This window comes from Stenotrophomonas sp. EMP41 (assembly GCF_047495535.1).
In the GTDB taxonomy this organism is placed as follows: domain Bacteria; phylum Pseudomonadota; class Gammaproteobacteria; order Xanthomonadales; family Xanthomonadaceae; genus Stenotrophomonas; species Stenotrophomonas sepilia.
This window is the reverse complement of the sequence record NZ_CP179923.1, coordinates 3,195,952-3,210,531: the sequence shown is the minus strand read 5'-3', so window position 1 is coordinate 3,210,531 and position 14,580 is coordinate 3,195,952. Positions and strand designations below refer to the sequence as shown.

12 protein-coding genes are annotated in these 14,580 nt (G+C 67.3%); 7 read left to right on the top strand and 5 right to left on the bottom strand.

Annotated elements, in window-relative coordinates; translation table 11 throughout:
* The first annotated feature begins 177 nt into the window (after positions 1-177).
* Positions 178-3,096, top strand: coding sequence for a TonB-dependent receptor domain-containing protein (locus ACMGRF_RS14795; RefSeq protein ID WP_414485357.1), 2,919 nt, complete (start codon positions 178-180; stop codon positions 3,094-3,096).
* Positions 3,097-3,191: 95 nt separating this feature from the next.
* Here ACMGRF_RS14795 and ACMGRF_RS14790 read toward each other — a convergent pair whose 3' ends face one another.
* Complete coding sequence (locus ACMGRF_RS14790; protein WP_049413695.1) at positions 3,192-3,449, bottom strand: DUF2789 domain-containing protein; 258 nt, start codon at positions 3,447-3,449, stop codon at positions 3,192-3,194.
* 108 nt (positions 3,450-3,557) lie between these two features.
* Between ACMGRF_RS14790 and ACMGRF_RS14785 the strand changes: the two genes are divergently transcribed.
* Complete coding sequence (locus ACMGRF_RS14785; protein WP_049438802.1) at positions 3,558-4,145, top strand: biliverdin-producing heme oxygenase; 588 nt, start codon at positions 3,558-3,560, stop codon at positions 4,143-4,145.
* A 31-nt stretch (positions 4,146-4,176) separates the two neighbouring features.
* Positions 4,177-4,644 (top strand): YbaN family protein, encoded by a 468-nt coding sequence (locus ACMGRF_RS14780; protein WP_049413699.1) that lies wholly within the window; start codon positions 4,177-4,179, stop codon positions 4,642-4,644.
* A 96-nt stretch (positions 4,645-4,740) separates the two neighbouring features.
* Here ACMGRF_RS14780 and ACMGRF_RS14775 read toward each other — a convergent pair whose 3' ends face one another.
* Positions 4,741-6,768, bottom strand: a complete 2,028-nt coding sequence (locus ACMGRF_RS14775) for a sodium-translocating pyrophosphatase (protein WP_111096652.1) — start codon at positions 6,766-6,768, stop codon at positions 4,741-4,743.
* Positions 6,769-7,076: 308 nt separating this feature from the next.
* On the opposite strand from ACMGRF_RS14775, the gene ACMGRF_RS14770 reads away from it, so the two are divergent.
* Complete coding sequence (locus ACMGRF_RS14770) at positions 7,077-7,580, top strand: hypothetical protein (RefSeq protein ID WP_049438804.1); 504 nt, start codon at positions 7,077-7,079, stop codon at positions 7,578-7,580.
* Positions 7,581-7,647: 67 nt separating this feature from the next.
* Here the strand turns inward: ACMGRF_RS14770 and ACMGRF_RS14765 are convergent, their stop codons facing one another.
* Both ACMGRF_RS14765 and ACMGRF_RS14760 read right to left on the bottom strand, forming a co-directional pair.
* Positions 7,648-8,037 carry a DUF488 domain-containing protein gene (locus ACMGRF_RS14765; protein ID WP_049413703.1) on the bottom strand — a complete coding sequence of 130 codons (390 nt, stop codon included), beginning with the start codon at positions 8,035-8,037 and terminating at the stop codon, positions 7,648-7,650.
* A gap of 117 nt (positions 8,038-8,154) precedes the next feature.
* On the bottom strand, positions 8,155-9,411 hold the full coding sequence (locus ACMGRF_RS14760) for a 6-phosphofructokinase (RefSeq protein WP_262223004.1): 1,257 nt from the start codon (positions 9,409-9,411) through the stop codon (positions 8,155-8,157).
* A gap of 136 nt (positions 9,412-9,547) precedes the next feature.
* On the opposite strand from ACMGRF_RS14760, the gene ACMGRF_RS14755 reads away from it, so the two are divergent.
* The 3 genes from ACMGRF_RS14755 (at position 9,548) to ACMGRF_RS14745 (ending at position 12,379) form a co-directional block, all read left to right on the top strand.
* Positions 9,548-10,111: an adenylate kinase gene (locus tag ACMGRF_RS14755; protein ID WP_005419045.1), complete on the top strand. Its 564-nt coding sequence runs from the start codon at positions 9,548-9,550 to the stop codon at positions 10,109-10,111.
* 328 nt (positions 10,112-10,439) lie between these two features.
* Positions 10,440-11,804 carry a UDP-N-acetylmuramate:L-alanyl-gamma-D-glutamyl-meso-diaminopimelate ligase gene (gene mpl / locus ACMGRF_RS14750; RefSeq protein WP_049413707.1) on the top strand — a complete coding sequence of 455 codons (1,365 nt, stop codon included), beginning with the start codon at positions 10,440-10,442 and terminating at the stop codon, positions 11,802-11,804.
* A complete protein-coding gene (locus ACMGRF_RS14745) occupies positions 11,801-12,379 on the top strand; it encodes an LON peptidase substrate-binding domain-containing protein (RefSeq protein ID WP_005419042.1) in 579 nt (192 codons plus the stop codon). Before mpl ends, ACMGRF_RS14745 begins: the two co-directional genes overlap by 4 nt.
* A gap of 121 nt (positions 12,380-12,500) precedes the next feature.
* On the opposite strand, the gene ACMGRF_RS14740 is transcribed toward ACMGRF_RS14745, so the two are convergent.
* Complete coding sequence (locus ACMGRF_RS14740) at positions 12,501-14,498, bottom strand: bifunctional DedA family/phosphatase PAP2 family protein (RefSeq protein ID WP_049413708.1); 1,998 nt, start codon at positions 14,496-14,498, stop codon at positions 12,501-12,503.
* Positions 14,499-14,580: the final 82 nt, after the last annotated feature.

Sequence of the window (14,580 nt, the reverse complement as noted above, 5' to 3'; positions counted from 1 at the left end):
TCGGCAACCACCGCGCACCGTCGGCATCCCCCGCGACCGCAAATCGCTCTTGGGGTTGTCGCGCGCCCAGCCGTCTTACCCGGCGAACGTACCCGCCGTCGCCACGTACGTCGCCGTGTCCGCCCGTGTTGCGGATGACGCCGCGTTCGCGGCACCGATTACCTGACAGGTTCCTCCATGTTCGACTCCCACCGCTCGGGCCACGTACTGCGCCCGTCCCGTCTGTGCATTGCGTTGCTTGCCGCCGGGCTGGCCAGCACGACGCCACCCGCACTGGCGCAGAGCGCCCGCAGCGACCACGCGGCCGTACTGCGCTTCGATATTCCTGCACAACCGCTGGATGAGGCGCTGCGCAGCTACATGCGCCAATCCGGCGTGCAGGTGGTGTACCCCGCATCGCTGGCACACGGCGTAACCTCCCACGCGGTCAGCGGCAGCCTGTCGGCCGACCAGGCGTTGCAGCACCTGCTGCAGGGCAGCGGCGTGGCGGTGCGCCGGGTCAGCGCCGATGCGGTCACTCTGGAGTCAGCAACGCCGGTGCAGGCCGACAGCGGTGTGATCGTCACCGGCACGCTGCGTGTAGCCGGCGACCGCGTCGACAGCGGTGCGAACAACGATGAAGCGCGCCTGCTCGACAGCTACCGCAGCGTGGGTTCGACCACCACGCTCGGCCGCGCGCATCTGGAACGCTTCCGCGGCACCTCCAACGGTGACATCGTCAAGGGTGTGGCCGGTGTCACCGCCGGTGATCCGCGCGTCGGCAATGGCTTCGACGTCAACATCCGTGGCATCCAGGGCCAGGGCCGCGTACCGGTGATCATCGACGGTGGCCAGTCCAGCATGGACACCTACCGCGGCTATGCGGGCCAGTCACAGCGCACCTACCTCGACCCCGACCTGATCTCCAGCCTGACCATCACCAAGGGCCCGAGCCTGCAGGCCAACGCCTCCGGTGGCATCGGCGGTATGGTAGAGATGGAGACGCTGAAGACCGGTGACGTGCTGCGCGAGGGGCGCGACTTCGGGGTGCGCGTGCGCGGTGGCCTGGCCAATGGCAGTGCCAACAACCTGCCGTCCTACAGTGCGACACCGCGCACCGATCGCAGCGCCACCGGCAGCCAGTTCTTCAACGTGGCCGCCGCCGGTCACTGGGACCGCTTCGATCTGGTCGCCGCCTACGCTTACCGGGACAACGGCAACTACTTCTCGGGCCGGCATGGCTACGATGATTTCCCGCAGGCCCGTCGCACGCTGGCGCCGCTGAATCCGCCGCGCAGCGAAGTGTTCAACACCTCCTCGCGTTCGAAGTCGGCGCTGCTCAAGGGCACCTGGCGCATCGACGACGCGCAGACGCTGGAGGCCGGTTACCGCCGTTACGAAGGCACCGCCGGCGAGATCATGGCCTCGCAGATCATCCGGGTGGATCGTGACCGCATCCCGCAGTGGGATCCGGGCCACGTCGACATGGACAGCTACAGCCTGCGCTACCGCTTCAACCCGGACAGTGAGCGGGTTGACCTGCGCATCAATGCCGCCTACACCGACACCGACAGCGTGATGTACAACAGCCTGACCGGCATCACCCCGTGGTACTTCGATCGCCGCACCGAGTGGTACGACGCGCCCAGCTTCAGTGGCGATCCCGGCTACAAGGATGCCTACCGGAACCCGCTGCGGCAGAAGCGCTTCAACCTGGATGCCAGCAACACCTCGACGTTCGACACACGCGCCGGTGCGTTCACGCTCGACTACGGCCTGTCCTACAGCGACGAAGACATCGCCCCGGGCAGCTCGGGCCCGATCAAGCACGACGACCTGGTCAACAACCGCTTCCTGCGCAACGCCGAGCGCAAGGAATACAGTGCCGTGGCCTCGCTGAAGTGGCAGCCCGACGAACACTGGGAGCTGCTGGCCGGCGGCCGCTGGAACCGGGTGGAGGTGCATGACCGAAACCGCCTGGCGACGCCTGATACGTATGAGGTGCAGGGCCAGTACCGCTACACCGAGCTGCTCAACGGCAACCCGGCACTGCCGTCGTGGCGTGCAAAGCGCATTGCGCTGCTGAACTGGTATCCGGATGCCAATGGCAATTTTACCCAGGAATCGCTGCTGGCCTCGCCGTACAAGAAGGGCACGGTGGGCGACATCGGTGGGTGGAACTTCTATGACGCCGGCAAGCCGCAGGATCTGGAAGTGCCGGTCAGCTGGACCTGGTCGCAGCCGATCCGCCGCCGCGACTCCGCGTTCTCGCCGACCGCCAGCGTGGCCTACCGCTTCAGCGAAGACACCCTGGTCTACGTGAAGTATGCCGAAGGCACCAAGCTGCCGAGCCTGTTCGAGACCACGCTGGGCCTGTTCACCGCCGCCAGGCCGGTGGGTGAGCTGAAGCCGGAGCGCGCGCGCAGCTGGGAAATCGGCGCCAGCACCCTCCGCTACGACCTGTTCACTGCCGGCGACCGCCTGGCGCTGAAGCTGGCGTATTTCGATACCCGTATCGACGACCTGATCACCCGTGACTACCGCACGCTGTCGGCCGGCCTGATCCGCAACGTCGATCAGTTCAAGGTCGCGGGCATGGAGTTCCAGTCCAGCTATGACAGCGGCAAGGTCTTCGCCGACCTGTCCGCGCACTACTACTTCAAAGCCAAGACCTGCGCGCCGGACATCGCCGCCGAGCGCCGGGCCTATGGCGCACAGCGCAGGAACGATGAGCTGGCCCACACGCCTAACTGCGTGGACGGCGGCTTCGAGGGGTCGTACACCAACACCCAGAACCCGCCGCGCTACATGGTCAACCTGACCCTGGGCTCGCGCCTGTTCGACGAGCGCCTGACCTTCGGCACCCGCGTGGTCCACAACGCCGGCCCGATCAGCACGCTGGACAAGGACTGGAACGTGGGCCTGTCGGCGATCCAGCAGCTGTACCGGCCAACCACGCTGGTGGATCTGTTCGCCAGCTGGCGCTTCAACGACCAGCTGTCGGTCGACGCCGGCGTCGACAACCTGACCGACCGCTACTATCTGGATCCGCTCGCCCTGGGTGTGATGCCGGCCCCGGGCCGCACCGCACGGCTGGCCTTGACCTGGAAGTACTGATCGGCGGGGTCGGATCCCTTTCCTGCGGAAAGGGCTCTGACCCAGGGTGAGGCGACGGTAGCGCCGGGCCTTGCCCAGCGCCTTCCGCCAGGCACTTAAAGCCCGGTCGCCGCCTTCACCGCATCTTCGTGCAGCGACTCGTTCAGCTCGTCCACCACGGTGGTCCATGCCGCATCAGCCTGCAGCGACTCGGACAGGAACTGGCGCTGGGCATCGTTCCAGTACGGCGCTTCGAACACTTCAACGTCGGTGGCCAGCTGGTGCTCGCGGATGAAGCGGGCGATGCCCTCGGCGCTGGCGTCCAGGCCCAGCTGCAGGAACAGGTTGGTCATGCGCGGTTCGGTGGTGATCATCATCGGTTCCGGGTGGAAGAAGGGGATGGCCCATTATCGGCGCACATGGGCTTGGGGAAACCCCTGCGGCGGACGTCTACAGCAGGACGACCCTCCTGGCATTCCCCCATGAACGCACACATCGCTCCCGAAGACAGCCGCAGCCTGCGGCTCAAGGCCGCCACACGCGACAGCCACGGTGCGCTGGACAAGCGCATCATGGCCGGTGACATCTTCGCCGACCGCAGCAACTTCGCCCGTTTCCTGCGCGTGCAGTATCGCTTCCACCGCAGCATCGATGCGCTGTATGCCAACCCTGCCCTGGACGCATTGCTGCCCGATCTCGGAGGGCGCCGGCGCCTGACACAGGTCGCACGCGACCTGCAGGACCTGGAGCAGACCCTGCCTGGCGCGGACATCGACGCGCTGCCCTCGGACCTCGCGCTGCCCACTGCGTTGGGTTGGCTGTACGTGGCTGAAGGTTCCAATCTCGGCGGCACCATTCTGTACAAGATGGCGGCCACGCTCGGCCTGCACCGTGATTTCGGCGCTCGCCACCTGGCCGCCCATCCCGATGGCGCAGCGCGCCACTGGCGCGAGTTCACCGCCGCGCTGGACGCGGTGCCGCTGAGTGGCGAGCAGGAGCAGCAGGTGATCGATGCGGCCGACGCCGCGTTCCGCAGCGTGCACGGCCACGTCGAAGTGGAATTCGCCTGATGCCCGGCGCGCGCCCACAGGTGCAGCGCTGATGCGCTGGCTCTGGTTCGCGCTGGGCTGGGCGATGGTCGGCCTCGGCGTGATCGGCGCGTTGCTGCCGGTGATGCCGACCACCATCTTCCTGATCCTTGCGGTGGGCTGCTTCGCACGCAGCTCGCCGACGTTCGAGCAGCGCCTGCTGGCGCATCCACGCTACGGCCCGTCGCTGCGGCTGTGGCGCGAGCAGGGTGCCGTGTCGGGCAAGGGCAAGGCGTTTGCCAGTGCAGGCATGGCGGTGGGCTTTGCCCTGTTCTGCTGGGGTGCGCATCCGTCGTGGCGCCTGTTGCTCGGCGTGGGCCTGTTCTTTGCCGCCAGCGCCGGTTACGTGCTCAGCCGGCCGGCACCGCGACTGGAGCCCAATCCGGTCGTGGAAGTGGACGACGCCAACGATCCTCGCGCGGCCCGCCGCCGCACCGCATCCCCCGATACCGCTGGAACCCGAGACGATGCTGCCTGCTGACCGGGCCCGGGCGGTGATCGCCAGCGGGGTGGGATCCCTTTTCCGCAGGAAAGGGATCCCACCCGGTCAAGCCTGCCATCCGCGCGTCGCGTGGCTCTACAGCAGCGGCACCAGCAGCAGCGCCACGATGTTGATGATCTTGATCAGCGGGTTGATCGCCGGGCCGGCGGTGTCCTTGTACGGGTCACCAACGGTATCGCCGGTCACCGCGGCCTTGTGCGCTTCGCTGCCCTTGCCACCGAAGTGGCCATCCTCGATGTACTTCTTGGCGTTGTCCCAGGCGCCGCCGCCTGTGGTCATCGAAATGGCCACGAACAGGCCGGTGACGATCGTGCCGATCAGCAGGCCGCCCAGTGCGCGCGGCCCCAGCAGCAGGCCGACCACCACCGGCACGGCGACCGGCAACAGCGAGGGCACGATCATTTCGCGGATCGCCGAGCGGGTCAGCATGTCCACCGCCTTGTCGTACTGCGGCTTGCCGGTGCCCTGCATGATGCCGGGGATCTCGCGGAACTGGCGGCGCACTTCTTCCACCACTGCACCTGCCGCGCGGCCGACCGCTTCCATCGCCATCGCACCGAACAGGTAGGGAATCAGGCCGCCGATCAACAGGCCGATGATCACCGTGTGGTCGCTGAGATCGAAGCGGAACTCCTGGCCGGGATGGGCTGCCTGCAGGTTGTGGGTGTAGTCGGCGAACAGCACCAGTGCCGCCAGCGCCGCCGAGCCGATCGCATAGCCCTTGGTCACGGCCTTGGTGGTGTTGCCCACCGCATCCAGCGGATCGGTGATGTCGCGGATCTCCGAAGGCAGCTCGGCCATTTCGGCGATGCCACCGGCGTTGTCGGTGATCGGGCCGTAGGCATCGAGGGCGACGATCATGCCGGCCATCGACAGCATGGCGGTCGCGGCGATGGCGATGCCGTACAGGCCGCCCAGTGCGAACGCACCCCAGATCGCCGCACACACCGCCACCACCGGCAGCGCGGTGGATTTCATCGAGATGCCGAGTCCGGCGATGATGTTGGTGCCGTGGCCGGTGGTCGAGGCCTGTGCTACGTGTTGCACCGGCTTGTACTGGGTGCCGGTGTAGTACTCGGTGATCCACACGATCAGGCCGGTCAGGACCAGGCCGATCAGCGCGCAGCCATACAGCGCCATCGGTCCATGCACGTTGTCGGACATCAGTCCGGTGGTGATCGGGTAGAAGGCGATGGCGGCCAGCACGCCGGAAACGATCACGCCCTTGTACAGCGCACCCATGATCGAGCCGCCTGGCTTCACCTTGACGAACAGCGCGCCGATGATCGAAGCGATGATCGACACGCCGCCCAGTACCAGCGGATACAGCACGGCATTGGCACCGGCTTCGGCCAGCATCAGGCTGCCCAGCAGCATGGTGGCGATGACGGTGACTGCATAGGTTTCAAAGAGGTCGGCCGCCATGCCGGCGCAGTCGCCGACGTTGTCACCGACGTTGTCGGCGATCACCGCCGGGTTGCGCGGATCGTCTTCGGGAATGCCGGCTTCGACCTTGCCGACCAGATCGGCGCCGACGTCGGCGCCCTTGGTGAAGATGCCACCCCCCAGCCGCGCGAAAATCGAGATCAGCGAGGAGCCGAAGGCCAGGCCGACCAGCGCATGCAGCGCCTGTTCCATCGGCAGCCCCATCTGCAACAGCAGTGCGTAGTAGCCGGCCACGCCCAGCAGGCCCAGCCCGACCACCAGCATGCCGGTGATCGCGCCGCCGCGGAAGGCGACGTCCATCGCCGCGCTGATGCCGTTGCGCGCCGCCTCTGCGGTACGCACGTTGGCGCGTACCGACACGTTCATGCCGATGTAGCCGGCGGCGCCGGACAGCACCGCGCCGACTGCAAAACCAATCGCGGTGTACCAGCTGAGGAAGATGCCGACCAGCACGAACAGCACCACGCCGGCGATGCCGATGGTCAGGTACTGGCGGTTGAGATAGGCACGCGCACCTTCCTGGATCGCGGTGGCGATCGCGACCATGCGTGCATTGCCGGTGGGTTGGCGCAGGATCCAGCGCGCCGAGACGATTCCGAACAGGATCGCGAGAATGGCGCAGCCCAGCGCCAGTGACAGCCCGTGACGTTCCAGCATTAGACCCCTCCGCAGAATGGATGTAGGCATCCAGTGGCGATGAACGGCACCACGAGGGGGACGACGGGCTGCAGCCTGGAACCAACCCGTACCGACCTTGGCGGTCGTCCGACGTATGGCGGTGTTCAGCATTCCCTGGTGCCCGCAGTATGCGTGCCGCCACTTGCAGAGTCGAGCCATGCTCGACTGGCTCCTCGGAGCCGCGGCGCATGCCGTCGGGCCATGGGCATGATTCGCGAGCCAACGGCCTTTGCACCCCGTTAAGCCAGTCTCTGCAAGCCTGCGCACAGTCCCGTAGGAGATCCCCCATGCGCCTGTCCCTGTTGATGCTTGCCGCCCTGGTCCCGGCCGTGCCGGCCTTCGCCGCGGAAACCCCGGAACTGCAGCGTGCCGTGGGCGCGCCGCAGGCGGTGGGTGCGGTGCATACGTTGCGCCAGATCCCCGAGGCCTGCGCGCGGCTGGAAGGTGCGTTCACCGGCGACGCCGCCGCGCCCTACCGCTTCTCCGCCGTGCGTACCAGCGAACAGTGCCAGCCACGCGCGCGCTTCGTCGATTACACCAAGGCGCAGCCAAGTGCGGACAAGGGCTGGAAACTCAACGATGTGATCCGCGTGCCGAACGCGGCGTGCCCAGCCCAGCAGGCAGTGGTGCGGGTGTGGCGTCTGCCGTCGAGCAACAAGGTTGAGCTGGACGGCCAGGGCCAGTCGCGCATTTACCTGGAGGAGGCGAAGAAGCAGGCCGCCGCCGGCCAGATTCCGCAGGTGACGATGTTCGCCGCGCAACTGCAGATGGAAGGCAAGGCCTGCAATTGAGATGGCGCCGGCGCTGCGCCCAGGCATCCACGGGGGTAGTGCCGGCCGCTGGCCGGCAACCGGCTGATCAATCCGCCAGCATTGCTCCCCGCGCCACCAGAAGCTCGCGCAATGCCTTGCGGTGGCAGTGCGCTTCATCCTCGCAGTAGCAGCCCACGCTGATGTCGCTGTGGTGCGACATCGCGGCCAGAAGGTCCAGCGCGTGGGCAGCATCGGCCGCCTTCATCTCGGCCTTGTAATGGCGGAAGAAGGCGGTCCAGTCGGCCGCCGTCGTTGCCTCATGCGCCCGCTTCACCAGCTCCGCGCTGGGGGACAGAGTCGGAAACCAGACGTCGTACCAGTCCTGTCGGGCGAACTCGCTGCGCGGCACGCCGCGCGGTGGGCGCCGAACGGTGCCGATGCGCAGCCCCTCGCCGGGTTGGCGCGGCGTACCGAGTCGAACAACACGCAGTGCCATGATGATCTCCATGAAAAGGGGACGGAGGGGATTAAGTCGTATCCGACCCACTGCTGATGCTGTTGGAGATGACAGAGGGGCGTATGCGACTTAATCCCCTCCGTCCCCTTTTTCAGGTCAGCCTTCGAAGGCCGGTAGTTTCTGCTTCACCGCCACGTTCTTCAGGGTGACGTACTTCGGCAGGCCATCGGTGCCATAGGGAAGCGGTGCTTCGCCCCTGATCAGTGGTGACAGGTAGGCGCGCGCCCTGGCCGTGATGCCGAAGCCATCGCGGCGGATGAAACCGGCCGGCATCTTCTTCTCGTGGTTGGCGATCTTCGACAACGGCGCGGCTTCGATCTTCCAGCGATACGGTGCATCGCTGCTGCGCACGATCACCGGCATCACGCCATTCTGGCCCTTCAGTGCCAGCTGCACCGCGGCCTTGCCCACCGCCTGCGCCTGCTCCCAGTCGGTCCTGCTGGCCAGGTGGCGGGCCGAGCGCTGCAGGTAATCGGGCAGGGCCCAGTGCACCTTCAGGCCCAGCTGATCCTTGACCCGGCCGGCCAGGTGCGCGGCCACGCCGCCCAGCTGCGCGTGCCCGAACGAATCCTTGCCACCGCCGGCATCGGCAACGAAGCGGCCATCAGCGGTGGCGATGCCTTCCGACGCCACCACCACGCAGTAGCCGACACGCTCGACCACCGCCTTCACCTTGGCCAGGAAGGCGCCCTCGTCGTAGGCGCGCTCGGGCAGCAGGATGATGTGCGGCGCTTCGTCATCACCGTTGCCGGCCAGGCCCGCGGCGGCGGCCAGCCAGCCGGCGTGGCGGCCCATCGCCTCGTAGATGAAGACACGGGTGGAGGTTTCGGCCATCGCCGCCACGTCCAGTGCCGCCTCGCGCACCGAGACCGCGGTGTACTTGGCCGCTGATCCGAAGCCGGGGCAGGTGTCGGTCACCGCCAGATCGTTGTCGATGGTCTTGGGCACGCCGATACAGGTCAGGTCGTAGCCGGAGGCTTTGGCCAGCTGCGAGACCTTCAGCGCGGTATCGGCCGAGTCGTTGCCACCGTTGTAGAGGAACCAGCGCACGTCATGCGCGCGCAGCACCTCCAGCAGGCGGTCATAGCGGGCGCGGTCGGCGTCCAGCGACTTCAGCTTGACCCGGCACGAACCGAAGGCCCCGCCCGGGGTATGGGCGAGGGCGCGGATCGCGGCCGCACTCTCTCTGCTGGTGTCGATCAGCTCCTCGCGCAGGGCGCCGAGGATGCCGTTGCGGGCGGCCAGGACCTTGATGCCCTTGGCCCGGGCCTGCTCGATCACCGCTGCCGCCGTGGCATTGATGACGGCGGTGACACCGCCGGACTGGGCATAAAGGAGGGTACCGTTGCGCATGCTTCTACCTGTTCGGGGGAAGGGACATTGCAGGGACATTACCCGGATGCGGTAAAGTGGCGCTATTGCGGTGCAGCGATACCGGACCGTCCGGGACGCGAACCTTCTTTGTTTTCAACACGTTGGAGTCAGGTCAATGCGATTGGTTCTGTTGGGACCGCCCGGTTCGGGCAAGGGGACACAGGCGACGCGCCTGAAGGAAAAGCTGGGGATCGCCCACATTTCGACCGGTGACATGCTGCGCGCGGAAATCGCCGCCGGCACCGAGCTGGGCAAGCAGGCCAAGACGGTGATGGATGCCGGCAACCTGGTGTCGGACGACATCCTGCTGGGCATGCTGGAGTCGCGCCTGACCCAGGCTGATGTCGCCAAGGGCTTCATCCTCGATGGCTACCCGCGCAACGTGGCCCAGGCCAATGCGATGGATGGCCTGCTGGCCAAGATCGGCCAGCCGCTGGACGCAGTGGTGCAGCTGGATGTGCCCACCGAGCTGCTGGTCGACCGCATCGCCGGCCGCGCCAAGGAGCAGGGCCGCGCCGATGACAACCCGGAAGCGGTGCGCCAGCGCCTGCAGGTCTACAACGACCAGACCGCCCCGGTGGTCGATTTCTACGCCGGCCGTGGCACCCTGGCCCGCGTCGATGGCGTCGGTGAGCTGGACGAGATCGAAGCCCGCATCCTGGCAGCGATCAAGGCCTGATCCGGCGGGGCCGGCATGCTTCCGGTCCTTCGGGCGCAAAAAACACAGGCCTGGTCCGCGAGGATCAGGCCTGTGTCGTTTGATAGGCGCCAGCGAAGGGCTTGCTCAGGGCCCCGCAGCATGAGCTCCCTTGGGGATGGCCTCTTGGGGAGTAGGACCGGTTCGGGTACTGCGGCTGGCAGTTCGAATTGTGTCCGGGTTCACAGAACATCGCTATCGGGAATTCCCTGACAGCTCATTGGAGTTTTCTCACATCCCGTGTAGGGGTTGTCTTACCCGATAGCGGACATTGGCCCTATACAGCCGTCATCGGTCACAATCCTCGGTCATGAGCAGCGTACATATCCTTGCAATTGCCGGCACCTTCATGGGCGGCGTGGCCGCCCTGGCGCGGGAACTCGGGCATTCCGTCAGCGGCAGCGACCAGGCCATCTACCCGCCGATGTCGACCCAGCTCGAACAGCTGGGCATCATCCTGGACCAGGGCTACCGTGCCGACAGCGTGCCGGCCGGCACCGACGAGGTGGTGATCGGCAACGCACTGTCGCGCGGCAATGCCGCCGTGGAAGCCGTGCTCGATGCCGGCCAGCGCTATATCTCCGGCGCGCAGTGGCTGTCCGAGCAGGTGCTGCCGGGGCGCGACACGCTGGCCGTGGCTGGTACCCACGGCAAGACCACCACCACCACCATCCTCACCTGGCTGCTGGAAAGTGCAGGGCGCTCGCCGGGCTTCCTGATCGGCGGTGTCGCCGAGGATTTCGGTGTCTCCGCCCGCGTGGGCCAGGGCCGCGAGTTCGTGGTCGAGGCCGATGAGTACGACACGGCCTTCTTCGACAAGCGCAGCAAGTTCGTGCACTACCGGCCGCTGGTGGCCATCCTCAACAACCTTGAATACGACCACGCCGACATCTTCCCGGACGTGGCCGCGATCCAGCGCCAGTTCCACCATCTGGTGCGTACCGTACCCGCACGTGGGCGGCTTATCGTCAACGGCGAGGATCAGTACCTGGCCGAAGTGCTGGCGATGGGCTGCTGGACCCCGGTCGAGCGTTTCGGATTCGATCCGGCGCTGGAGTGGCATGCCGAGCTGCTGGCCGCCGATGGCAGCGCCTTCCGCGTGCACCATCGTGGGCAGGCGCTGGGCGACGTGCAATGGTCGCTGCTGGGCCGCCACAACGTGCTCAACGGGCTGGCCGCGCTGGCCGCCGCGCACGCAGTGGGCGTGGCGCCGGCCGAGGTGATCCCGGCGCTGGCACGCTTCCGCAGCGTCAAGCGCCGCATGGAAGTGATCGGCAGCCATGACGGCATCACCGTCTACGACGATTTCGCCCACCATCCGACCGCGATCGCCACCACGCTGGAGGGCCTGCGTTCCAAGGTGGGCGATGCGCGCATCGTGGTTGCGATGGAGCCACGCAGCAACTCGATGCGGCTGGGCGCACATGCGCAGGCGCTGGCTCCCTCGCTGGCGCTGGCCGATGAAGTGGTGTTCCTGCATCGCCCGGAACTGGCCTGGGATGCTGCGGCGGTGATCGCCGCGGTGCGTGGCCAGGCCCACGCGGTGCCCGATACCGACGCATTGCTGGCGCAGCTGCAGGCCAGCGCGCGCAGTGGCGACCACGTGGTATTCATGTCCAACGGTGGCTTCGACGGTGCCCCGCGACGCTTCCTCGCCGCGCTGCAGGCCCGATGAGCGGCGACGGCTCGCTGCCGCTGTTCCCGCTGCACACCGCGCTGGTACCGGGTGCAGCGGTGGGCCTGCGCGTGTTCGAGCGGCGCTATCTGGACCTGGTCCGCGACAGCGGCCGCAGTGGTGAGGGATTTGGTGTCTGCCTGATCCTCGAGGGCGAGGAGGTCGGCGCACCGGCGACACCGGCTGCCTTTGGCGTGCAGGTACGCATCGAAGACTTCGATGTCGGCGCCGACGGCGTGCTGCAGCTGCGCCTGCGCGGCACCCGTCGCTTCCATGTCGAGCGCACCCGCGTGCGCGACAACGGCCTGGTGGTGGCTGATGTGCGCTGGTGCGAGGAAGACCCCGATGACGAACTGCGGCCGCAGCATGCACTGCTGGCCACGGTGCTGGGGCACATCATCGAGCAGGCCGGCGAGGCCTATGCGCCGGCCAATCCGGCGCTGCTGGACCAGGCCAGCTGGGTCGGCTGGCGGCTGGCCGAACTGCTGCCGCTGAGCGAGCAGCAGCGCCTGCAGCTGCTACAGATGGACGACCCGCACCAGCGATTGCAGCAGTTGCTGGGCTGGATGCCGTAGCAGCCATCCACGCATGGCGTGGATCTACTGTAGCGCCGAGCCCATGCTCGGCGTGTTGGATCGTGCGAAGCGCAGGCGGGCATGGGCCGGCGCGACAGTGGGTGATCGCGCACCGTCCCCCTTAGGGCGTAGTGGTCTTCAACCGCAGCACCGGCAACCCGGTTTCGCTGTGCACGTCCTCGCGCTGCGGCAGGTCCTGCACGGCGTCCTTCACGGCATTCAATGCCGGGTCGACGCCACGCAGCGGGTGCCACATGCCGATCCACTCGAAATGGCGTTCGTAGCGCAGGGTCTGCGCACTGCCCAGCCACAGCGGCGTGTTGCCCGGCTGCAACTGCGCAGGGGCCGGCCACAGGCGCAGTACGTAGCGCTCATCACGGTGTGTACCCGTGCGTACCATCAGCAGCGCCTCGACGCGGGTGTCCAGCGTCGCCGGCAGCACCGGCAGTTCATCAGCGCCGGTGTTCTTGTCCAGCATCAGCAGCGCCTGCTGCCAGCCGGCCTGCTCCTGCCGCTTCCAGCCGCGCGCTTCCAGTTGTGCCTGCAGCGGTGCCAGCGGACCGGCCACCTGCACGTCCAGCGGCCAGCGCTGGTCGTCGTCGAACTCGTTGCGGCGCGCCGGCAGTGTCGCCCAGTCGTGCTGCCACCAGGCCTGCGTGTCCATTGCCTGCGGGGCCGGCAAGGTCGGCTCGAAGCGTTCCAGCTTCACCGGGATATTGCGCGGTGCGTACCACATCGCGGCGACGGCGAAGACGCCGTAGAACAGCCATGCCACCGGCTTCACCCAGAACGAGCGGTTGAAGCGGCGGCGGTAGGCGATGCCCAGCACCAGCAGCCAGAACGTGCCGAACAACATGCCGCCGATCACGTCGCTCAGCCAATGCGCGCCCAGGTACAGGCGCGAGAAACCGATCAGGCTGACCACGATGCCCGACACCAGGTACGGCCAGACGCGGGTGCGGCCGGGCATCTCGCGGGCGATCAGCACCGCGAAGAAGCCGAAGGTGATGGTGGCCATCGTCACCGACACCGACGGGAAGCCGAAGCCACTGCTGGCGTCGACCGGGCGCACCACATCGACGGTGGCACCGAGCAGCATGGTCAATGCGAGGCCGAAGGCAAGCGCGGCCAGCCAGTGTGCGGCCGCCATCCAGCGCCGGCGCCAGACCAGGTAGCCCATCGCCGCCGCAGTGGCCGGCAGCAGCACCTGCCAGGCGCCCAGCGACGCCAGCGCGGCCATCGGGTAATCGGCCAGCGGGTTGCGCAGGGCCAGCATGGCCTGGTGTACCAGCAGGTCGATCGCCAGTGGCTCGCCATGCGCGACCACCACGGTCAGCAGCGCGAACCAGCCCCAGCCCAGCACCAGCAGCATCAGCGCCAGCATCGCCAGCGGCACCGACTCGCGCCGCTTCGGGTCCAGCACACCGACGGTGTAGCGGCCCAGCGTCGGATGGCGGTTGGACCAGTCAAGCAGGCGTGCCAGCCAGTTGTCCATGCGCGCGGCCGACCAGCGGTAGCCGTACAGCACAATGGCCCAGACCAGGCCGAGGATCACCGCCAGCAGGCCGACCACCACCACCAGCCGACCGGCTACCGCGGCCACCGCGTCATAGGCCTCGCCAAGAATCCAGCCCGGGGCCAGGAACAGCACCGCCCATGAAATGCTGGCGATACCACTGGCCTGCACATAGCGGCTCGCTGGCATCTTCATCATGCCTGCGATGGCGGGCACGAACGGCCGGATCGCGCCGACGTAGCGTGCCACCAGGATGCTCTTGAAGGCATTGCGGCGGAACAGGTTTTCGCCGCGGTCGAGCAGCTGCGGGTAACGGCTGAAGGGCCACACGCCACGCAGGCGGTCACCCCAGCGGCGCCCGATCCAGTAACTGATGCCATCACCGGCGAACGCGCCCAGTGCGGCTGCGGCCACCGCGTACGGCCCGGAGATCTGGCCCAGTCCGATGAACACGCCCACCGCGAACAGCAGCGGCAGGGCCGGCACGATGGCACCGAGAATGATCACCGCATCGCAGAAGGCGATGAGGAAGATAACGGCACCCGCCAGCACGGGGTGAGCGGCAATCCACGCGAGCGTGGCGTCGATCCATGAAGAGTCCATTGCCCGATTATAGGGGCGTGAAGGTGACTGGTTCCCAGCCGCTTGGTGACCGTTTGCAACCGGCGCCATCGCCTAGAATGGG

Excerpts from the sequence above, each read along its gene's own strand:
- ACMGRF_RS14755 (WP_005419045.1), top strand. The coding sequence starts at position 9,548 with ATGCGATTGGTTCTGTTGGGACCGCCCGGTTCGGGCAAGGGGACACAG.
- ACMGRF_RS14770 (WP_049438804.1), top strand. The coding sequence starts at position 7,077 with ATGCGCCTGTCCCTGTTGATGCTTGCCGCCCTGGTCCCGGCCGTGCCG.
- ACMGRF_RS14765 (WP_049413703.1), bottom strand. The coding sequence starts at position 8,037 with ATGGCACTGCGTGTTGTTCGACTCGGTACGCCGCGCCAACCCGGCGAG.
- ACMGRF_RS14760 (WP_262223004.1), bottom strand. The coding sequence starts at position 9,411 with ATGCGCAACGGTACCCTCCTTTATGCCCAGTCCGGCGGTGTCACCGCC.
- ACMGRF_RS14790 (WP_049413695.1), bottom strand. The coding sequence starts at position 3,449 with ATGATCACCACCGAACCGCGCATGACCAACCTGTTCCTGCAGCTGGGC.
- ACMGRF_RS14775 (WP_111096652.1), bottom strand. The coding sequence starts at position 6,768 with ATGCTGGAACGTCACGGGCTGTCACTGGCGCTGGGCTGCGCCATTCTC.
- ACMGRF_RS14785 (WP_049438802.1), top strand. The coding sequence starts at position 3,558 with ATGAACGCACACATCGCTCCCGAAGACAGCCGCAGCCTGCGGCTCAAG.
- ACMGRF_RS14740 (WP_049413708.1), bottom strand. The coding sequence starts at position 14,498 with ATGGACTCTTCATGGATCGACGCCACGCTCGCGTGGATTGCCGCTCAC.
- ACMGRF_RS14795 (WP_414485357.1), top strand. The coding sequence starts at position 178 with ATGTTCGACTCCCACCGCTCGGGCCACGTACTGCGCCCGTCCCGTCTG.
- mpl (WP_049413707.1), top strand. The coding sequence starts at position 10,440 with ATGAGCAGCGTACATATCCTTGCAATTGCCGGCACCTTCATGGGCGGC.
- ACMGRF_RS14745 (WP_005419042.1), top strand. The coding sequence starts at position 11,801 with ATGAGCGGCGACGGCTCGCTGCCGCTGTTCCCGCTGCACACCGCGCTG.
- ACMGRF_RS14780 (WP_049413699.1), top strand. The coding sequence starts at position 4,177 with ATGCGCTGGCTCTGGTTCGCGCTGGGCTGGGCGATGGTCGGCCTCGGC.